Source organism: Thioalkalivibrio sp. ALE14 (assembly GCF_000376845.1).
Classification (GTDB): Bacteria; Pseudomonadota; Gammaproteobacteria; order Ectothiorhodospirales; family Ectothiorhodospiraceae; genus Thioalkalivibrio.
Map to the genome: position 1 here is coordinate 1 of NZ_AQXY01000019.1, position 20320 is coordinate 20320.

The following is a 20320-nucleotide window of genomic DNA, read 5'->3' on the forward strand; positions in this document are numbered from 1 at the left end:
GCTGTATCGCGCTCGTCTCTGCTTGCTCACATTCACCTCCAGTTACCCATCTAGTGTGGCTTAACTGGGGTGTCCGCTGTCATTGGACCACTTCAAACCTTATCGAGATGCGCTTTCGGCCCTCGACCGTGCCGTGAACGATCCGCGCGATTCAGGAGGGCTTGTTACTGCCCATGAACTCCAGGGCATGGCGCACATGGACTTAAAATTCTTCGCCGCCGATATCCGGCAGCGGTGCGAATGGGCAGAGGACCCGGCGCAGCCTGGAACGATCGGACTGCTGATCGAAGCGCTTCATGCCTTTTCAGACCGTGACCCCGCTGCGCCACGGTTACTCGGATTCCTTTCTGTAGAACTGAAGCTTCTCCGCATCCCGGAGCCGGCGCCGCTTGTAGCCTGGCAAGTCGAGTTCCTGACGAATGCCGCGACGGCAGAATCTTGGCACGGTTGCGATCCGGTGACTTACTTTGCGTCGAAGCCCCCGGCACGCTCCAGTCTGCAAAGCTGGGTAACGGCCGCGCTTGTCATGCGGAGCGTAGAGGTATTGGCGCAGAGCTACGGCCTATCACGAACCCGGAACGAAGCGTCCCCGCCGTTCAGCGCTTGTGACGCCGTTTCGGAGCACCTCCAGTCCTGTGGCTGGGCTTGGTTCAACTACGAAGCTGTACGGAAGCGATACCAGGCAGCGAGGAAATGGACCCGTGCGAGCGTGCCTTGGTGGCACCAGGAGAAACCCGCCGCTTGCATTCAGGTTTACTTGGGAACAACAGCGCTTGAGGCAGCGACGATGGATCTGGAGACACTGCCATTCTAGGCTGACTGTGTGCGGAAACCGCTTGCGGTTTTAGTACACGACTCCCGCCCGGTCACGCCACAAGATGCCTCCATAGTCACAACGGAGGCCACGCGATGACCGACAATCCCAACATGACACCGCAGCAGGCAGCCGAATACCTGCACCTATCTCCCCGCACGTTGATCCGCTGGCGGAATATGCGCAAGGGGCCGCCTTGGGTGAAGGCGGGCCAGCGCATCATCTACCGCCGCGCAGACGTCGACGCATGGCTGGCGCGTAACGTTCAGGCTCCCGTTGCGGAAGTCACGGAATGAGCGCCGCCAAAAGAAACGCCCCGGCCGGGGGAGCGGCGCGGGGCGGTGGGGGTGAGCAAGGTCAAGCGCTCACGGATGAGCATAGCATGCGCCCGGCCATCGTGGCCGAAGACGGGCAGATGCACGAGATCCTTGACCAAGTGGACCGGGAACTAGGGCGAATGGCGAGCCCTATCATGTTCCGGAAGGGATCGGCGCTGATCGCGGTCACTGATATCGACCGCCGCCCTGGTCTTGAGACGCGACAGACCGCACCCGCCACGTTGCTCCTGACCAACGCCGCAACGAAGGACCGACTGACTCGAGCGGTCGCCTGGGAGAGGTGGGACCAACGCTCCCAGCGCTACAAGCCTATCGACTGCCCCACCGCCTATGCCCAAGCGTTCCGCGAGCGCGGCGAGTATCGCCACGTGCCGGAGGTCACGGCCTTGACCGAGTGCCCGGTGGTGTTGTCATCCGGTCGGGTCATTCACCAGGGTGGATATGACCGTCATACCGGTATCTACGTGGCGCGCGCCCCGCGCGGCGGCTACCGGATCGGGGGAGACGATCGTGCGGACGCTGAGAAGGCGCTCGAGGTCCTGACCGATCTGCTGAGCGAGTTCCCCTTTTCTACCGACGCTGACCGAGCGGCGGCGATTGCCGGCATCATGACGCCGGTGGCGGCCCCAGCCATCCCAGCATGCCCCCAGCATCTCGCGACCGCCGAGGCCCCCGGAGCCGGCAAATCGACCGTATGGGATGCCGCCGCCATCCTCGCAACCGGCCGGCCCATGCCGGTGATCTCCTGGCCAGCCGATGCCGCTGAACAGGAAAAACGACTGCACGGGGTGTTGCTGGCTGGGGATCCCCTGGCCAGTCTCGACAACCTGGAACGGCCATTGGCCGGCGAATCGCTCTGCCAGGCGACGACGCAGCCAGTCATGACGGTGCGCGCGTTGGGGGCGTCGACCATGTTCCAGGTGCCCGCGCGGGTGGCGTTATACGCCACGGGCAATAACGCCGTGGTGCGAGGTGACATGACCCGCCGGACGGTCCTCACGCGCCTGTCCACGGGAATGGAGCGGCCCGAACGCCGGCCGTTCAAGCGGGACATCCTCGAGCACGTCCGCAGTCATCGCGACGAACTCCTGATGCACCTTACAGCGATCCCGCGCGCGTACCTAGCAAGCGGGCGACCGGACGTCGGGCTCGCGCCCTACAACTCTTTCGGCGAGTGGGACCTTCTGGTGCGGCGCCCGCTCGTCTGGCTGGGCCTTCCCGATCCCCTTGAGCCAAGTGAAGCACTGCGTGCGGATGACCCCGACCGTCAAGACCACCGTGCGCTGCTCAAAGCCTGGCACGCGCACTTCGGCTCCGAGCCGCAAACGGCGGCCGAAGTGATTCGTGCCGCTACGGACACCGTACGGCGCATGGACGGCACCACCGCAGATGATGCACCGGACTTGGCTGATGCGGTAACAGCCGTGTGCACGAGTGGTCGCGGGCCGAAGCTGGACGGGCGCACGCTGGGCTTTGCGCTTCGGCGTTACGTCGATCGTATCGAGTCGGGCTTGCGGCTCGAGCGCGCCGGCACCGACCGGACCAACACGGGCCGTTGGCAGGTGCGCGAGGTCGGGGCATGACCGCCGCGCCCCGTGCAGGAGATGCAGGAGATGCAGGGGGTATTCCCGGCTCATATCTATATTTCGCACCGCGCTGCGTTTTTCACGCGTTGGTGGTGCACATCTCCTGCATCTCCTGCATCTCCTGCACCACCTCCCGTTCCCTCCTGTTCCTTATAAACCTATTTCCTATTCCCGAAAGGGAGTGCAAGGCATTGAATAAAAGGGCTTCGATGCGGAAGGCAATCCAGAAGGGTCCTTCTGTACCCCTTCGGGGTGCGGGTGCGGAGAGGCGCGATCTTTCGCTAGTTAGTGGGCTTGGAATATAGGCAACCAATCGGGTTACACCATGACAACCGAAGACGAAACCACCGCCGAAGATGGCCAGGGAACGGACCTGTCACTTTTGCCAGAGCCGGACCTTGGCGTCCGCGTTCGGCCGGCGCAGTTCGCCAGGATGCTGAACGTCTCCAGGCAGACGGTATCCCGGTGGGTCAAAGAAGGCCGTGTGCTGTTGGACCCGTCCGGCCGCCTGGATCCAGTAAAGGCCACCGAGCGGGTGCTACAGCATGGCGACCCGGCCCGCCTGCGCGCCACGCTCCTGAAACCCGTCATGGATGACATGGCCGGGCTGCGAACGGAACTCCGGGCAGCCCTGGAACGTGCCGAAGCGGCCGAAAACCGAGCCGAACGCGCCGCCGCTCGGGCGGACGAGGCGGCTGCTGATCTGAACATGGTGGAGGGCGCTGCGGATGGCTTCATCGCGGCCCTGGCGAATGACGAGGATCAGCGCTCACGGCTCGCTGGATTGGGCGCAGATGAGGCCCGCGACTACCTGGAAGAACTCTACATGCAGGCGATGGACGATGCGTGCCCGACACCGGAAGAGGGGGGCGGGGTTGCGCCTGCGCTTGAACATCGAACAGACCATGAGGTGAGCCATGACTGAAGTGCTGAACGTACCCATCCCGCCCGGGTTGAGTGAGACCACCATTCACGACCCCAACAGCACCGGGATCGTGGCCGGGCAATTCCTGGTCGCGTACTCCGATGCGACGCAAACGGGGGGCATCTTCCCCATGCAGGACGATCAGCGGCGTTGGACCCTGATACACCCCGTCACAAAGGAGCAATTCGTGGAGATTTGCTCGGACTACGTGACCGCCGAGGTGAAGGCCAGGACGTCCGAGATTATCGACGCCGTAAGGCATTGACGTACACGGCCGGGGCTGCGATAGTTTCAGGCAATACCACGTTTCGGGGTTGATCCCCTGGCGACCCGGCTTCAATCGCTTCGCGCTTGGCCAGAGCCCAGGAAAGCAGCCCCGAACGAGGACCGGGCCCCGGTCTGGAAGGTGATCGCGCAAACCTGCGGGTTTGCTGCTTTCAACGTTCCGGCCGGGGCTTTGTCGTTCCGGTCGGTGGAGAACCGGAACATGCAAGCGACACAGACCCGACAAGCTGACCTGGACGCGGCCCAAGCCTCCACCGAGGCAATGACCGTGCCGCTGGTCCTGTCCACCGAGTACCCCGTGGATCGGGGTGCCTTTGTGGAAGTTCTGGACCACACCCCGGATGCGGTGGACTTGAGCCGCGCTCCCCTTCCGTTCATCGAATCCCACGATACCGGGCGCCTGAATATCGGCGTCGTTGAGGCCTTGCGCCTGGCGGGCGGCAAGCTGCGTGGTGAGCTCCGGCTTGGCACCAGTGATCGTGCCCGCGAACTGATGCAAGACATCCTCGCCGGGATCGTGACCAGCGTCTCCATTGGATACCGGATCTTCGACGAACAGCCAGGAGCGGATCAGCGCACCGTCCGGGTGACCCAATGGCAGCCCTTCGAGGTCTCCGCCGTGAGCGTGCCGGCCGATCCTACTGCGGGTTTTTTCCGCGCCGAACCGATGAGGAATACACCGATGAGTGACCACGAGAACGAAACCAACGATCCAAACGCCAACCAGGTGACGCTCACGCGCTCCGAACGCCGCAGCCAGAACCGTGCAATGGAAGCGGAACGCCAGCGCGTCTCGGACCTGCTTTCCCTAGGCGAATCGTATGCCCGCTTCGGCGGTCGGGAACTCGCGAAGCAGGCCATTCGCGAAGGCCGGGACGATGACTGGTTTTGCCAGACAGTACTCCAGCGTGCGGATTCCAGCCATATGCCGGCCCCGGAGCCATACACGGGCAAGCGAGATGCCTTCGGAAACCCCGCTGGTGGGCTCGGCTTGTCAGGCCGGGAAATGGAGGACTATTCCCTGGTTCGGGCGATCCGGGCCATGGTCGATCCGAAGGCATCCAAGGATGCCGGGCTGGAACTTGAGGCCTCGCGAGCGATTGCAAAGGAACTGCGCCGGGAGACCTCGGGCATCCTGGTGCCGGTAGAAGTCCAGCGGCAGTACGCCAACCGTTCCACGCTCACGGCCGGTGCGACCGGCGCGGCCCTGGTGGGTACTGACCACATGGGCGGCTCGTTTATCGACGTTTTGCGCAACAAGTCCGTTGCTTTCGAGGCCGGCATGCAGCCGATGCGGGGCCTTCAGGGCGACGTGTCCATCCCGATGAAAACGGACTCGAGCACCGGGGCTTGGATCGACGGCGAAGGCGAAGCGCTTTCACTGACCGCGCCAACGCATGGGGCCGTTACCTTGTCGCCGCGAACGGTGGGCGGTCTGGCCTCCTTCTCCCATCGGATGCTGCTTCAGAGTAGCCCCGAGGTTGAAGGGCTGCTGCGAAATGACCTCGCAAGCACTTTGCAGGTGGAGATCGACCGCGCCGTCCTTAACGGCTCGGGCACCGGCAACGAGCCCACCGGCATCCTGAATGCCGCCGGGATTGGGTCGGACACCTACAGCGGGAGCCCGACGTACAGCGACATTATCGGCGCGGAGACCCTGGTGGCCGACCACAATGCCGACTCGCCCCAGTCGATCTACGTCACTTCCCCTGCGCTGCGCGGCACGCTGAAGGGCACCGATATCGGCAGCGATACCGGCCAGATGATCTGGACCAACGGCGGCCCTGGCGAGGGCATGATGACCGGTTACCGGGCGCTTGCCACCAAGAACATGCCGGCCGATGCCGTGCTGTTCGGGGACTTCTCGCAAGTGCTGTTCGGCGAGTGGGGCATCCTGGAATTGATGGCCGATCCGTACCACGAGTTCGAGAAGGGATCGGTGCGGGTGCGGGCGCTGTACTCCTGCGACATTGCCCTGCGGCACCCGAAGGCCTTTGCCGCGATCACGTCCGCGTAATGTTCCGGCCCTGGAGGCGTGGGAGTGGCCCAGCGCCTCCAGGGGGGTTCCCAGTGTTTGGCATGGCATTGGGAACTTGGGATGGGCCACACCGGATGAGGGTGCTTCCTCCCCAAGTACCCTTACGGCTGCCAACGCCGGCCCGCTGTTGGGGCAGCGGAGCTACGGCAGCCCCTAATTCTTAATGCCGAGGTAAGACGATGTTCATTGAAACCGTAGACCGCCAGCGCCGGAACGCCGTCTACATTCGCGCCGACCGCGTGTGCGGCGTGAAGGATTGGCCGGGCATCGGTGATGCCCCGAGCGATGCCGAAGTGTTCCTTCTTGGCGCACCAGAAACGCTTATGGTCGGGGAAGCGGCCAACAAGCTTCGCCAGCGAATCGAGCAAGCCCTGGCGACGAAGTAGGGCCGCGCCGCCTTGCGGGCCGCGTTCAAAGAATAGGCCGGCGCAAAGGCCGGCCCTCGTTGAGTATCAGCGGTTTCGGTTAGCCGACCGGTTTCAATCCTGACGCCTTCCGGCACGCTTCCCACAAGCGGCCCACCAGTGCATCCGCTGCGGCGGTTTCCCTGCTAATCCAGAACCAGACCGCCGGCGGCGCTTCGTTGGAGTCCACCAGTAGGCTTGCCGCCTCGCTGACCGTCTGAAGACGAAGGGTGCGTTTGTCCAGTTCCTTCAGCACCTGCTCCGAGCCAGAATTTCCCTTTTCCCGCGCACCGAACTCGCGATAGAGGCGGTCCAAGAACTCCCGCCCGGCCCGAATCTCGTTTTCCGCCCACCAGTAGAGGCACTGGTCGTCGTCTACGCCGCCTTCCGCGATGTGCCCGCAGAACCGTTCGATGGTCTGCAAGCGCTGAATGCGCTTCGAGACCTCCCGGTTCCAGTCCGTGGCGGCTGCCGTTTCGTTCATGGGCTCCGAGGCATTCATGCGAACACCTCCCGGGGCTGCGACTCGAGAACTCGCACCCGGCCTTCGCGGGCATGGCGTTGGTGCTCCGGGCAAAGCAAGGATTCGGTGTCGCGATCCAGCGCGACCCATTGGGTGCCGATGTTCCGGCAGCGGGTGCCGTGCGTGGTGGCCGCCTGGCAGCGGTGGGGTGATCCTTCATGGTTTGGCATGGCGTCTACTCCTGACCGTGATGTGACCAGGAACGCTGCCTTGTGACTTTTCCGTGACCCGGAAAAGAAAAGGGGTCAGGCCGAATGACCTAACCCCTTGTTTTATTTGGCTCCCCGGGACGGGCTCGAACCGCCGACCTAGTGATTAACAGTCACCCGCTCTACCGACTGAGCTACCGGGGAATTGGGCGCAAATCCTAATGGGGCGGGGCGGGGGCGTCAAGGAAAATCTGGCGGCTCCCCGCCTTTTGCCGTCCTTCGCCGCGTTACCGGTGGGTCGCGGCGAACTGGCGCAGACGTTCCAGTGCCTTGTCGAGCTGGTCAACACTGGTGGCGAAGGAAACGCGGACATGCCCCGGGGCCCCGAAGGCACTGCCCGGCACCAGGGCGACACCGACTTCGTCCAGCAACTGCTTGGTCAGGGCCACGTCCGTGTCAATGTCGGCCGCCTCCATCAGTCCGGTAACCCGGGGAAAGCAGTAGAAGGTGCCGTCCGGCATCAGGCAGTCAATACCGTCGATGGCGTTGAGCCCGTCCACCACGTGGCGGGCACGCTCGGCAAAGGCCGAGCACATGGCCACGACGCAGCCCTGGTCACCCTCGAGTGCGGCCTCGGCACCGGCCTGGGCGATCGAGGTCGGGTTGGAGGTGCTCTGCGACTGGATCTTCTTCATCGCCGCGATCAGGTTTTTCGGGCCACCGGCGTAGCCGATGCGCCAGCCGGTCATCGCATACGCCTTGGACACGCCATTGAGGACCACGGTGCGCTCCAGCAGGTCCGGCGCCACGTTGACGATGTTCTCGAACTGCTTCCCGCCAAACAGGATGTGCTCGTACATGTCATCCGTGGCGATGACCACACGGGGGTGGCGGCGCAGGACCTCGGCGAGCTCCGTCAGCTCTTCGGCGGAGTAGGCCGCCCCTGTCGGATTGGACGGGCTGTTCAGGAACACCAGGCGGGTGTTCGGAGTAATCGCGGCCTCCAGCTGCTCGCCGGTAATGCGGAAGCCCGCTTCCTGCTCGGCGCTAACGATCACCGGGCGCGCACCAGCCAGCAGGGCGATGTCCGGATAGGACACCCAGTAGGGCGCCGGGATCACGACCTCGTCCCCGGGGTTGAGCAGGGCCTGGCAGAGATTGAAGATGCTCTGCTTGCCGCCGGAGGAGACCAGGATCTGGTCCGGGCTGAACGCGAGGCCGTTGTCGCGATCAAACTTGCGAATGATCGCGGCCTTGAGGCTGGCCGTACCGTCCACCGGAGTGTACTTGGTTTCTCCGCGGGCAAGCGCGTCGATCGCGGCCTGCTTGATATGCTCGGGGGTATCGAAATCCGGTTCTCCGGCCCCCAGCCCGACAATGTCCCGTCCCTCGGCTCGCAGCTGGGCGGCCAGCGCGCTGACGGCGAGGGTGGGGGAGGGCTGGATGCGCTGGACGCGGTCGGAAAGCTCGATATCCAAGGGGGAGGCCTCTGTGTGATCGGGTCGAAGGGCCGCGTGGGCGGTCGGGGCGAAATGATACTGAAATCAGGCCCGGAGGATAAGGTGCAGCCAGGCGAAGGCGAACAATTCAAGGTCGTGTCGGAGTACCAGCCGGCGGGCGATCAGCCCACGGCGATCCGCGCGCTGACCGAGGGACTGGAGGCCGGTCTCGCGCATCAGGTCCTGCTCGGCGTGACCGGCTCCGGCAAGACCTTCACCATCGCCAACGTGATCGAGAAGGTGCAGCGCCCCACCATCATCCTGGCGCCCAACAAGACGCTGGCTGCCCAGTTGTACGGGGAATTCAAGGAGTTCTTTCCGCACAACACGGTGGAGTATTTCGTTTCCTACTACGACTACTACCAGCCGGAGGCCTACGTCCCGTCCTCGGACACCTACATCGAGAAGGACGCCTCGATCAACGACCACATCGAGCAGATGCGGCTCTCGGCGACCCGTGCACTGCTGGAACGGCGCGATGCGATCATCGTGGCCTCGGTTTCCGCGATCTACGGCCTGGGCGATCCGCGCAAGTATCTCTCGATGGTGCTGCACGTGGAGCGGGGCGACCGGATCGACCAGCGCGACCTGCTGCGCCGCCTGGCCGAGCTGCAATACACCCGCAACGACACCGAGCTGCGCCGCGCCACCTATCGCGTGCGTGGCGAGGTCATCGACATCCATCCGGCGGAGTCCGACAGCGAGGCCGTGCGCATCGAGCTGTTCGACGACGAGGTGGAGCGCCTGTCGTACTTCGACCCGCTCACCGGCGAGCAGCTGCGCACGGTGCCGCGCCTGACGATCTACCCGAAGACGCACTACGTCACCCCACGCGAGACCCTGCTGGAGGCCGTGGACCACATTCGCGAAGAGCTGAAGGAGCGGCTGGACTTCCTGCGCAAGGAGGATCGCCTGGTCGAGGCGCAGAGGCTGGAGCAGCGCACGCTGTTCGACCTGGAGATGATCCTGGAGATCGGCTACTGCAACGGCATCGAGAACTACTCGCGTTACCTCTCGGGCCGCGCGCCGGGCGAACCACCGCCGACGTTCTTCGACTACCTGCCCAAGGACGCGTTATTGGTGATCGACGAGTCCCACGTGTCCGTGCCGCAGGTCGGCGGGATGTACAAGGGCGACCGCTCGCGCAAGGAGACGCTGGTGGAATACGGCTTCCGCCTGCCTTCGGCGCTGGACAACCGACCGCTGCGCTTCGAGGAGTTCGAGGCCCTGATGCCGCAGACCATCTACGTCTCCGCGACGCCGGGCCCGTACGAGCGCGAGCACGCCGGGGCGATCGTCGACCAGGTCGTACGGCCTACCGGGCTGCTGGACCCGGAACTGGAGGTGCGCCCGGCGGGCACCCAGGTCGACGATGCGCTGTCCGAGGTGCGTGACCGCGTCGAACGGGACGAGCGCGTGCTGATCACCACGCTGACCAAGCGCATGGCCGAGGACCTCACGGACTACCTCACCGAACATGGCGTGCGCGTTCGCTACCTGCACTCGGACATCGACACCGTGGAACGCATGGAGATCATCCGCGACCTGCGGCTCGGCGAGTTCGACGTGCTGGTAGGGATCAACCTGCTGCGCGAGGGCCTGGACATGCCGGAGGTCTCGCTGGTGGCGATCCTCGACGCCGACAAGGAGGGCTTCCTGCGCTCCGACCGTTCGTTGATCCAGACCATCGGCCGTGCGGCCCGCAACGTGAACGGCAAGGCGATCCTGTACGCCGACAAGATCACCGGTTCCATGCAGCGCGCGATCGACGAGACCGAGCGCCGCCGGGCCAAGCAGATCGAGCACAATCAGGCCCACGGGATCACCCCCCAGGGCATCCGCAAGAATATCGCGGATATCCTCGAGGCGCGGAACGCCACACCGGGTGCCGGCGGCCGACGCGGTCGCAAGGTGGCGGAGGAGGGCGCGGATTACCTGGCTGCACCGGAAAATGCCGCGAAGGAGATCGAACGCCTGGAACAGGAGATGTTCGCCAAGGCCCGCGACCTCGAGTTCGAGGAGGCCGCGCGGATACGCGATCGGATCGAGAAGCTCAAGGCACTCGCCTTTCTCCCCGAAGCCTCGCTATCCTGAAAAGATGGCTCCCACGGGAGCGTCGATTCGAGCCCCTGAACCATGTCCGACAAAAAGCCCTTGCCCTTGGGCCCGGTGATGCTGGACATCACCGGGATGGAATTGACTCCGCAGGACCGGGAACGCCTGCGCCACCCAGCCACCGGCGGCGTGATCCTGTTTGCCCGCAACGTGGGCACGCCGGATCAGGTGGCCGCACTGGTGGCCGCCATTCGCGCCGAGCGTCCCGGCATCCTGATCGCCGTGGACCAGGAAGGCGGGCGGGTGCAGCGTCTGCGTGACGGCTTCACCGCCATCCCGGCCATGCGCCAGCTCGGCCACGTCTACGATGTCGACCGCAACAAGGCCTGCGAACTGGCCCGCGCGACGGGCGAGCTGCTGGGCCGCGAGCTGCGCGGCGTCGATATCGACTTCAGCTTTGCCCCGGTGCTCGATCGCGACCTGGAGATCAGCGAGGTCATCGGCGACCGCGCCTTTCACCATGACCCGGACGTGATCGCGCGCCTGGCCGGCGAGCTGATCCGGGGGCTCGGGGCCGCCGGTATGGCCGCCGTCGGCAAGCACTTCCCCGGGCACGGGGCCGTTGCGGCCGACTCGCATGTGGACCTGCCGGTGGATGACCGCCCGCTGTCCGAGATCGAGAATCAGGATCTGGAGGCCTTTCGCCCGGTACTGGGCGATCTCGAGGGCATCATGCCGGCCCACGTGGTATACCCGCAGGTCGACGAACAGCCCGCGGGCTTCTCGCGGGTCTGGCTGCAGGACATCCTGCGCCGCGAACTGCGCTATCGCGGCGCCATCTTCAGCGATGATCTCGCCATGGCCGGGGCCGAAGGGGTGGGCGGTCCGGCCGAACGGGCAGCCGCCGCGCGTGCCGCGGGCTGTGACATGGTCCTGATCTGCAACCAGCCCGAGCAGGCCGACGCCATCCTGGCCGCCCAGGCGGACCAACCGCTTTCGGCCGACGCGCTGCGCCGGCTGGAACGCCTGCGGGCCCGGCCACTGGAGACCGACAAGCAGCGCCTCGTCGGGCTGCGCGCGCAACTGGCGAACTGGATCCAGGCCAGCCAGCTGGCCACCGCATAACCCTATGAAAAGAACGGATTGGCGCCCGCGAGCCGAGACGCCTATAATGCGCGACCGGTTTGCGATTGAGCAGCTATTAATATTCACACTCACCACTGAAGTTGGAGATCCGAAATGGCCGACAAGCTCCTGATCGTCATGGTCAACACCGACCCGAGCAACGCTTCCGAACTGGGTGCCCCGTTCTTCCAGGCCACCGTTGCCGCCGCCATGGAATACGACGTTGAAGTCGTGATGACCGGTCGCGCCGGCGAACTCGCGAAGAAGGGCGTGGCCGAGAACCTGTTCGTGCAGGAAGGCTCCAGCAAGAGCGTCTACGACTTCATGAAGGACGCCGTCGAAGCCGGGGTCGTGATGAAGGTCTGCACCCCGACCCTGGACCTGTGGGGCAACGATCTGATCCCCGAAATCGAAGAAACCGTGGGCGGTGCCTACGTGATCTCCGAAGCGATGGACGACGACACGGTCACCTTTACCTACTAAGGTCTCCGACGTTCGTTCGCCAGCCGGCCGGCCCTTGTGCCGGCCGGTTGCGTTTCCGGGCCCTGAAACGGCGACGACCGCCTTGCCGATTGCGCGGCGCTCGGACATGATTTCCCCGCACTGACACCCTCAGGACATGCCATGAGCCCGGAACAGGCCCGAGCCACCCTGCGTGATGCCGACTGCCTCTTCAGTCGCGATGCCGTCGAGACCGCGATCGACCGCCTGGCCGAACGCACCGCGACGGCGCTGAAGGACCGCAACCCGCTGGTGATGGGCGTGATGAACGGGGGTGTGGTGCTGATGGGGGGCCTACTGACCCGCTGGTCGTTTCCGATGCAGGTCGATTACCTGCATGCAACGCGCTACCGCGGGGGCACACGCGGCGGCGACCAGCTCCACTGGCTGGCACGCCCGCAGGCGCCGCTCAAGGATCGCACCGTGGTGATCGTCGACGACATCCTCGACGGCGGCATCACCCTGGAGGGGATCAAGACGTTCTGCGAAGAGCAGGGCGCCGAGCAGGTGATCTCCATCGTCCTCGTCGACAAGCACAATCCGGAGCGCGACCCCTCCATCACCGTGGATTACGCCGCGCTGGAGGCGCCGAACCGCTACCTGTTCGGGTACGGCATGGACTACCAGGACTACCTGCGCAATGCCCCCGGCATCTTCGCCGTGGCGGACCACTAACCACCAACGCCCGAGGCTTTCATGTCCGCACCCCGCATTGCCGTGATCGGCGGCACCGGCCTGACCCGGCTGAAGGATCTGGAGATTACCCGGCGTCAGGTGATGCACACGCCCTTCGGCGAACCCTCCGGGCCGCTGGTGTTCGGCCGCCTGAACGATACCGAGATCGTGTTCCTGCCGCGCCACGGGGCCCGGCACACCATCCCGCCGCATCAGGTCAACTATCGCGCCAATATCTGGGCCCTGAAGAACGCCGGGATCGACAACGTCGTCGCCGTGGCCGCAGTGGGCGGGATCACGGAAGACATGAAGCCCGGGATCGTCGCGATCCCCGACCAGATCATCGATTACACCTGGTCGCGTGCGAACACGTTCTTCGAAGGCGGCGACCTGGAAGAGGTCACCCACATCGACATGACCTGGCCGTACAGCGAGGCCGTGCGCCAGACCCTGATCCGTGCGATCGACGATCTTGGAATCGATGCCGTCGAGCACGGGACTTACGGCGCCACGCAGGGTCCGCGTCTGGAGACGGCCGCGGAGATCGACCGTCTTGAGCGCGACGGCTGCGACCTGGTCGGCATGACCGGCATGCCCGAGGCGGCGCTGGCCCGCGAGCTGGAACTCAACTACGCCTGTTGTGCCGTGATCGCGAACTGGGCCGCCGGCCGCGCCGAAGGCGAGATCACCATGGATGACATCGCAGCGAATCTGGACGTGGGGATGGCTCGGGTGAAGCAGATCCTGACCCACGTGATCAGCAGCCTGTCCTGACGCTTGTCCGTGCGGGAACGGGACCGGGCCTGACAAACCCGCAGCCTGCGATCAGATCCCTGGAATGAGTGGAGCGGGCGCCTCGCAGGGCGCCACTTCCGCTCACTTATCTTTCATTTAACATAATATGTATTATGCGTCGTCGCCAGTGTAGCTGGCAGCGTCATTCTGTGTGGTAGCAAACAGAAGCTCCTCTGCACTGGATATAGCTTGGGTGGTCCTTAGTCGTAAATTTTGTCAGGAGAATTTCGGACATGGCTATTTCCCGGCCCAACCCAACCGAAACAGAATTTCTACAAATCGATCAGGCTCTTTCGAGATGGGACAATGAGGGTGGCGCCCATCCAGACAAGGCAGAAGCTGACATCCACGAAATGTCGAACACTGAACTGGTTCACCTTCGGATTCGTGTGATTGCGCTGGAGAACTTGATGCTGATGCTACTCGCTGAAAGTTCCGACCGGCAGCTTGAGGTTGCCCGAGAAATGGCGAGCTATATCTTGCCGCGTGCCGGCTTCACCCAGCACTCGCTTACCGTAAAAGCTGCGAATCAGATGACCGATATGGTTAAGCGGGCCGAGCACTTTCGGACAGTGTGTGAGCCTTCCTGTAAGCGTCCGCGTTAACGGGGTAGACCCAAAAGATTAAACAGTTAACCGGCGGAGGCAGCACGGCGAGGCGTAGCCCCGGGTTATTCGACGGCCCCCCAATGGGCCGAATGGCAGTAATCGCGTCAGGCACGTACGGCCTTCTCGATGCCTTCGGTCATCACTTCGACCAGGAAATCGATCTGCTCTTCAGTGATCACGTACGGCGGCATCAGATAACTGACGTTCCCTAGCGGTCGCAGCAAGGCCCCGCGGGCCAAACCGTGACGATAGATATGCAGGCCACGGCGCTCCTGCCATGGATATGGCGTGCGCCGGAACTTGTCCTGCACCAGTTCCACCGCCGCAATCATGCCGTGCTGGCGCACGTCGGCGACGTGCGGATGATCCCTCAATGGTTCAAGTCGATTCTGGATATGGGATGCAAGCTCCCGGTTTCTCTCGAGAACGGGATCCGCATGAAAGATATCCAATGTGGCCAGTGCTGCCCTGCATGCCAGCGGATTCCCGGTGTAGGAATGCGAATGCAGGAACATGTTGAGCTTCTCGTAATCGTCATAGAACGCCTGATAGATGGTGTCCGTGGTCAGCACGGCCGCCATGGGCAGATAACCGGCGGTCAGCCCCTTGGACAGGCACATGAAATCGGGCGTGATCGGCCCCTGTTCGCAGGCGAACAGCGTGCCGGTGCGGCCGAAACCCACCGCGATCTCGTCGGCGATCAGGTGCACCCCGTGGCGGTCGCAGGCCTCGCGCAGTAGCCGCACGTATTCCGGGTCGTACATGCGCATGTGGCCCGCGCACTGGACCAGGGGCTCGACGATGACCGCGGCGACCTCATCGGCGTGCGCCGCAAGGGCCTGTTCCATGTGCACGAACTGGCGGCGCGCCACGTCGGCACAGGTTTCGCCGTCCTCGCGGTCGAAACAATCCGGGGCCGGCACCGTGATCACGTCCAGCATCAGCGGTTCGTACGTGGCGCTGTAGAGCGGCACATCGCTCACCGAAAGCGCACCCAGGGTCTCGCCGTGGTAGCTGTTCGACAGCCGGATGAAGCGGGTCTTTTGCGGGCGATCGACGTTGCGCCAGTAGTGAAAGCTCATCTTCAGGGCGACTTCCACCCCGGCACTGCCGTTGTCCGCCAGGAACACCCGCTCCAGCCCATCGGGGGTGATGTCGATCAGCCGTTCACACAGTTCCACGACTGGCTCGTGGGTACAGCCCGCCAGGATCACGTGTTCCAGCCGGTCCAGCTGGTCCTTGACCGCATCGCCGATACGCGGATTGGCGTGACCGAAGAGGTTGACCCACCAGGAGCTGATCGCGTCCAGGTAGCGGTTACCGTCGAAGTCGTAGAGCCAGACGCCCTCCCCGCGCTGGATCGGGAGCAGCGGGAGGGTGCCCTCCTCGCCGTAATCCTTCATCTGGGTGCAGGGATGCCAGAGGGCGCGCAGGTCGCGCTGCTTCAGGGTGTCGTTGTTCATGGGGCCTATTGTGCCAAAGCCGCCCGCAAAGAAGGCGGTTACTGACCCGATTCGGCCTTCATCGCGGCCAGTTCGTCCTCGAAGAAGAAGCGCTCCTCGCCAAAGGCCGGCTCCAGCTGATCGAGCCAGGTCGCCTGCTCGTCATAACGCGCGAAGAAGGGCCGCTGCACCCAGTCGGGGTTGCGTGCCTGGATGAAACGCAGCACGAACACCTTTTCGCCGTTGATCTCGGCCACCCCCTGGATCTCCACCTTGCCGGGCTCGGCGCTCATCGAGGGGCCACGCGCAGTGCGACCCAGACCCGAGACCTGTTGCATGGCCTCCCGATAGATTTCCCAGGCCTGGGCCAGTGGGACCTCGAAGTACCGTCGCGCGCCGGTATCGCGTTCGACGAACATGTAGTACGGGATGATCCCGAGGCGCACCTGCTCGCGCCACAGATCGGCCCAGGCCGCGGGGCTGTCGTTGATGTGCCGAAGCAATGGCCCCTGGGCACGGATCTCGGCGCCGGCATCGCGCACGCGGCGGATCGCCTCGCGCGCGATCGGGGTGCGCAGTTCATTTGGATGGTTGTAGTGCGCCATCAACGCCACGTGCTTGCCCGCCTCGGCCAGCCGCTCCAGCAGAAGCAGGAGTTCATCCGCGTCGCTGTCGGTGACAAAGCGATAGGGCCAGAACGTCAGGGCCTTGGTGCCAATACGGACGGTCTGGACGTGGGCCAGCTCGGGCTCCAGCAATGCCTCGAGATAGGCCTTCAGGTGCTTGGTTTTCATCACCATTGGGTCGCCACCCGTCATCAGCAGGTCACTGATCTCCGGGTGACTGCGGAGATAGTCATGCAACAGGCCGGCATCGGTGCTGGCGATGCGCAGTTCCTTGTCCCCGACAAACTGGGCCCAGCGGAAACAGAAGGTGCAGTAGCTGTGGCAGGTCTGGCCCTGGCCGGGAAAGAACAGGACCGTCTCGCGATACTTGTGCTGCAGCCCGTTGATGACCTCGCCTGCCTCCTCGCTTGGCCGGTTGAGCTCCATCTGCCCCGCGGGATGCGGATTCAGCGCTTCGCGCAACTCGTGCGCCAGCGCCTGGATCTCGTCACGCCCCGCCCCTCTTCGATGCAGTTGTGCCATGCGTTCGAAGGCCTCGGGGGCGAGCATGTCCCGCTGCGGAAAGGTCAGCTGGAACATGGGGTCGTCGGGTACGCGGTCCCAGTCGATCAGCTCGTCGATCACGTAATCGTTGACCCGGAACGGCAGGACACTGGCGACCACCCGCATCTCGAAGCGCATGGCTTCGGGAAGCCCCTTCAGGGCCTCGATACGGTCGATGGAACGGTCATTGAAGACCCGGAATTCGCGCGGCTCGACGGCCCCGAGCTCCGGGTCCCGGTAAAACTGGACAACGGAATTCATCCGTCCCTCCTTGCTGACAAGATGCACGGGAACGCGATGCCAGACATGGAGGGGGCGTCGGGCACGGGCGATCCACCGGTGCAATGGCACTGCACCCGGGCAGCCAGTGGGCCGCCCCGGTGCGTACGTGGGGTGTTCGGGGATTCGGCAAATTAACAACTTGCCGATGGAATCACAACGGGTGTCTGATCTGAACCCTGTGGCCAATGAGACTGCCGCCCAGCACGGTGTCGGGTTCCGGTGTTCTACCTTTTTTCCGACTGGGTTACCCTTCGAACCCTGTTCAGGAGGATCCCATGCACCCGGAATTTCCACAGGAAGGAATCATTCACCTCAACCATGCCGCCGTCGGGCCCTGGCCGCGGCGAACCGAGGAGGCCGTCTGCCGGTTTGCCCGAGAAAACGTGGCGCATGGCTCGCGCGACTACCTGCAATGGCTCAAGCGCGTCGATGCCACCCGAGAACTGGCACGGGCGCTGATCGGGGCACCGGCCGCGGAGGATATTGCCTTCGTGAAGAACACCTCCGAGGCCCTGTCGATGGTGGCCTTTGGCCTGGACTGGAAACCGGGTGACAACGTGGTGTTTCCGGCCCACGAGTTTCCCTCCAACCGCGTCGTCTGGCTAGCGGCGGCCGAGCGCTTCGGCCTCGAAGCGCGCGAAGTCGAGATTGGCGAAGAGCCCGAGCGCGACCTGCTGGCGGCCTGCGACGGGCGCACGCGCCTGGTGGCCACCAGCGCCGTGCGCTACGACTCCGGCATGCGGATCGATATCCAGGCCCTGGGCGCGGAGCTCCGCTCGCGCAGCATCCTGTTCTGCGTCGATGCGATTCAGCACCTGGGCGCCCTGCCCTTCGATGCCCCGGGCTGCCATGCGGATTTCGTGATGGCGGATGCGCACAAGTGGATGCTGGCGCCGGAGGGGATCGGGGTGTTCTACGTGAACCCGGAAATCCGCGAGCGCCTGACGCTGCAGGAGTTCGGCTGGAACATGCTCGAGCATGCCGGCGATTTCTCCAATCCGGGGATCGAGCCGGCGGCGAGCGCCCGGCGCTTCGAGCCGGGCAGTCCGAACATGCTTGGAATCCACGCGCTGCACGCCAGCCTCTCGCTCCTGCTGGAGACCGGCCTTGAGACGATCGACCACGAGATCCGGGAACACTGGCTGCATCTGGAAGAGGGTCTGCGGGCGCAGGGCTGCCGCATTCTGACGCCGCGCGGCCGGCGCGCGGGCATCCTTACGTTCCTGCCCCCGGTGAATGACCTGGATGCGCTTTACGCACAGCTTCAGGGATACGGAATCCTGTGTGCCCAGCGCGGCGGCGGGATCCGCTTTGCACCGCACTTCTACCTGACGCGGGAGCAAATCGACCGGGCCCTGGAGTGTCTCGGCGAGGCCATCCGCGAGAACGCGGCTGCAGGCGTACGCTGAGGGTTGCGGATTCGGGTCGACGAAAGGGACCCGGATGTGGCGTCCTGCGGCGGGTGACGGGCTCGACCGGCAAGCTCGCCCCAAACACCCAGGCCTTTGCCCCGCGGCTAGAACGTGTGGGTTTTGCGGTCGGAGTTCAGCATGCCGCCCAGGTGTTCCTCGATCCGACGGTGGGTGACTCCCTTGTCGGACTTGTTGAACTGGACGCCAATGCCACGCAGGCGGTTGCCCTGGGCGCGCGGCGGGGTAATCCAGACGACCGTACACGGGGTCGGGAGGCGATCCGAATCCTCCAGCAGTGACAGCAGCAGGAAGACCTGGTCTCCCAGCTTGTAGGCCTTGTCGGTCGGGATGAACAGCCCGCCATTGGTCACGAACGGCATGTAGGCCGCGTACAGCGCGGGTTTTTCCTTGATTGCCAAGGTCAGCATGCCCTGTCCGGCCATAGACCCTCCCGTGTGACCTGAATGCGTGCTCGGTCGGGCAGTATCGCCCATCGCACCGATACGGCGCCACCCCGTGGCGATGCGCCCTGTGAGCGGAGCGCTATTTCCGGAGAAAACCCAGCGCGATGTCCTCCATGCGCAGCTGCGGATTCAACTGCCGGGTGGCCTGACGCTGCCAGACCGCTGCCTCGGCGGACAGCGCGGCGAGCCGTCGGGGCCCGGTCTGCCGGGCGAAGGCCTCCAGCAGGTCCCGCGGGAACTGCCGGCCAAAGGCATCCGGCTCGCCGGTAACCAGGAGGCGCTGGGCGGCGACCAGCAGGGCCTGGATACGCGGGATCAGCGATTCCGGCAGGCTGCGCTGCATGCGGGCGGCCATCTCGGTGACACCGGGGCTGCGCAACAAGGTGGTCAGGGCCTCCCGGTCCTGTTCCCAGCGACCCATACGCTCGGCGTCGGTCAGGATCTCGCGCGCGGCGAGCGGCCGTCCAAGACTCGCGGCATAGGCCTCTTCCACCGAGGATGCGTCATCGGCAAAGCCGCGCAGCCACGCGGTCGCTTCGGTGTAGTCCGGCGTGGGGATCTCGACCATCTGGCAGCGACTGCGGATGGTCGCCGGCAACCGTGCCGGCTGCGCTGCCTCGAGGATCAGCATCGCGCCGGGCGGCGGTTCCTCCAGCGTCTTGAGCATGGCGTTCGCGGCATTGGTGTTCAGGGAATCCGCCGGGCGGATCAGCACGCTACGCAGCTTCCCCGAGCCCGACAGCCCGAGAAACTCGATCGCCTCGCGGGCCGCCGCGATCAGGATCTCCTTGCCGGCCTCTTCCGGTTCCAGGGTCAGGACCTCGGGGTGCACACCCCCGGCGAGGCTGCGGCAGGCATTGCACTCCCCGCAGGCCGCCTCGGTCCCGGTCGCCCGCTGACAGAGCAAGGCCTGGACCAGCGCGCGCGTCAGCAGCGCCTTCCCTACCCCCGTGGCGCCATGAACCAGCAGGCCGGTGGGCAGGCGCCCCTCGCGCCCCTTACGGATCAGGCGCTCCCAGGGTGCGTACAGCCAGGGCGGCAAGGCATCGGTGGTCGTCACGGCGTCCATGGACCTAGCCCCGATGTTTCATGAATTCGCGTGATGATCGCGCAGGATATTGGCCGTACAGGGGATCGTTCGAAGGAGTGGCGTATTGGGCGATACGGCCGACTGCGGAAAATTCCCTGTGCGGCCAAGAGACCCGCGAGGGCGCGTGCAATTCATGAAACA

21 protein-coding genes and 1 tRNA gene are annotated in these 20320 nt (G+C 64.6%); 14 read left to right on the forward strand and 8 right to left on the reverse strand.

Annotated elements, in window-relative coordinates:
• Positions 1-133 precede the first annotated feature (133 nt).
• The 7 genes from F572_RS0102060 (at position 134) to F572_RS0102090 (ending at position 6372) form a co-directional block, all read left to right on the forward strand.
• Positions 134-814, forward strand: a complete 681-nt coding sequence (locus tag F572_RS0102060) for a hypothetical protein (protein WP_155983876.1) — start codon at positions 134-136, stop codon at positions 812-814.
• Between the two features lie 95 nt (positions 815-909).
• On the forward strand, positions 910-1110 hold the full coding sequence (locus F572_RS0102065) for a helix-turn-helix domain-containing protein (protein ID WP_017941536.1): 201 nt from the start codon (positions 910-912) through the stop codon (positions 1108-1110).
• Positions 1111-1196: 86 nt separating this feature from the next.
• Positions 1197-2735, forward strand: coding sequence for a hypothetical protein (locus F572_RS0102070; protein ID WP_017941537.1), 1539 nt, complete (start codon positions 1197-1199; stop codon positions 2733-2735).
• Positions 2736-3063: 328 nt separating this feature from the next.
• Complete coding sequence (locus F572_RS0102075) at positions 3064-3663, forward strand: hypothetical protein (protein ID WP_017941538.1); 600 nt, start codon at positions 3064-3066, stop codon at positions 3661-3663.
• A complete protein-coding gene (locus F572_RS0102080) occupies positions 3656-3928 on the forward strand; it encodes a hypothetical protein (RefSeq protein ID WP_017941539.1) in 273 nt (90 codons plus the stop codon). Before F572_RS0102075 ends, F572_RS0102080 begins: the two co-directional genes overlap by 8 nt.
• Positions 3929-4069: 141 nt before the next feature.
• Entirely contained in the window at positions 4070-5965 is a 1896-nt protein-coding gene (locus F572_RS0102085) for a phage major capsid protein (protein WP_231291103.1), read from the forward strand.
• 200 nt (positions 5966-6165) lie between these two features.
• Positions 6166-6372: a hypothetical protein gene (locus F572_RS0102090; protein WP_017941541.1), complete on the forward strand. Its 207-nt coding sequence runs from the start codon at positions 6166-6168 to the stop codon at positions 6370-6372.
• A 79-nt stretch (positions 6373-6451) separates the two neighbouring features.
• Here the strand turns inward: F572_RS0102090 and F572_RS0102095 are convergent, their stop codons facing one another.
• The 4 genes from F572_RS0102095 to F572_RS0102105 form a co-directional block, all read right to left on the reverse strand.
• Positions 6452-6892: a hypothetical protein gene (locus F572_RS0102095; RefSeq protein WP_017941542.1), complete on the reverse strand. Its 441-nt coding sequence runs from the start codon at positions 6890-6892 to the stop codon at positions 6452-6454.
• Positions 6889-7083, reverse strand: a complete 195-nt coding sequence (locus tag F572_RS15600) for a hypothetical protein (protein WP_155983878.1) — start codon at positions 7081-7083, stop codon at positions 6889-6891. Before F572_RS15600 ends, F572_RS0102095 begins: the two co-directional genes overlap by 4 nt.
• 107 nt (positions 7084-7190) lie before the next feature.
• Positions 7191-7266: transfer RNA gene (locus F572_RS0102100), tRNA-Asn, on the reverse strand.
• Between the two features lie 83 nt (positions 7267-7349).
• Positions 7350-8540, reverse strand: coding sequence for a pyridoxal phosphate-dependent aminotransferase (locus tag F572_RS0102105; protein WP_017941543.1), 1191 nt, complete (start codon positions 8538-8540; stop codon positions 7350-7352).
• 84 nt (positions 8541-8624) lie between these two features.
• On the opposite strand from F572_RS0102105, the gene uvrB reads away from it, so the two are divergent.
• The 6 genes from uvrB (at position 8625) to F572_RS0102135 (ending at position 14317) form a co-directional block, all read left to right on the forward strand.
• Positions 8625-10655, forward strand: a complete 2031-nt coding sequence (gene uvrB, locus F572_RS0102110) for an excinuclease ABC subunit UvrB (protein WP_017941544.1) — start codon at positions 8625-8627, stop codon at positions 10653-10655.
• 42 nt (positions 10656-10697) lie between these two features.
• Positions 10698-11741 (forward strand): beta-N-acetylhexosaminidase, encoded by a 1044-nt coding sequence (nagZ, locus tag F572_RS0102115; protein ID WP_026142968.1) that lies wholly within the window; start codon positions 10698-10700, stop codon positions 11739-11741.
• A 114-nt stretch (positions 11742-11855) separates the two neighbouring features.
• A complete protein-coding gene (locus F572_RS0102120) occupies positions 11856-12224 on the forward strand; it encodes a DsrE family protein (protein ID WP_017941546.1) in 369 nt (122 codons plus the stop codon).
• Positions 12225-12365: 141 nt separating this feature from the next.
• Positions 12366-12917, forward strand: a complete 552-nt coding sequence (locus F572_RS0102125; RefSeq protein ID WP_017941547.1) for a hypoxanthine-guanine phosphoribosyltransferase — start codon at positions 12366-12368, stop codon at positions 12915-12917.
• 21 nt (positions 12918-12938) lie between these two features.
• Positions 12939-13691, forward strand: a complete 753-nt coding sequence (locus F572_RS0102130; RefSeq protein ID WP_017941548.1) for an S-methyl-5'-thioinosine phosphorylase — start codon at positions 12939-12941, stop codon at positions 13689-13691.
• A 254-nt stretch (positions 13692-13945) separates the two neighbouring features.
• A complete protein-coding gene (locus tag F572_RS0102135; RefSeq protein WP_017941549.1) occupies positions 13946-14317 on the forward strand; it encodes a hypothetical protein in 372 nt (123 codons plus the stop codon).
• Positions 14318-14424: 107 nt separating this feature from the next.
• Here F572_RS0102135 and F572_RS0102140 read toward each other — a convergent pair whose 3' ends face one another.
• Positions 14425-15783, reverse strand: a complete 1359-nt coding sequence (locus F572_RS0102140; protein WP_017941550.1) for an adenosylmethionine--8-amino-7-oxononanoate transaminase — start codon at positions 15781-15783, stop codon at positions 14425-14427.
• A gap of 38 nt (positions 15784-15821) precedes the next feature.
• Positions 15822-17192 carry a KamA family radical SAM protein gene (locus F572_RS0102145; protein WP_017941551.1) on the reverse strand — a complete coding sequence of 457 codons (1371 nt, stop codon included), beginning with the start codon at positions 17190-17192 and terminating at the stop codon, positions 15822-15824.
• Positions 17193-17488: 296 nt separating this feature from the next.
• Here F572_RS0102145 and F572_RS0102150 point away from each other — a divergent pair, with 296 nt between their 5' ends.
• Positions 17489-18622 (forward strand): aminotransferase class V-fold PLP-dependent enzyme, encoded by a 1134-nt coding sequence (locus F572_RS0102150; protein WP_017941552.1) that lies wholly within the window; start codon positions 17489-17491, stop codon positions 18620-18622.
• A 107-nt stretch (positions 18623-18729) separates the two neighbouring features.
• Here the strand turns inward: F572_RS0102150 and F572_RS0102155 are convergent, their stop codons facing one another.
• Together F572_RS0102155 and F572_RS0102160 are read right to left on the reverse strand one after the other, a co-directional pair.
• A complete protein-coding gene (locus F572_RS0102155) occupies positions 18730-19068 on the reverse strand; it encodes a PilZ domain-containing protein (protein WP_017941553.1) in 339 nt (112 codons plus the stop codon).
• Between the two features lie 100 nt (positions 19069-19168).
• Complete coding sequence (locus tag F572_RS0102160; protein WP_017941554.1) at positions 19169-20158, reverse strand: DNA polymerase III subunit delta'; 990 nt, start codon at positions 20156-20158, stop codon at positions 19169-19171.
• Positions 20159-20320 lie beyond the last annotated feature (162 nt).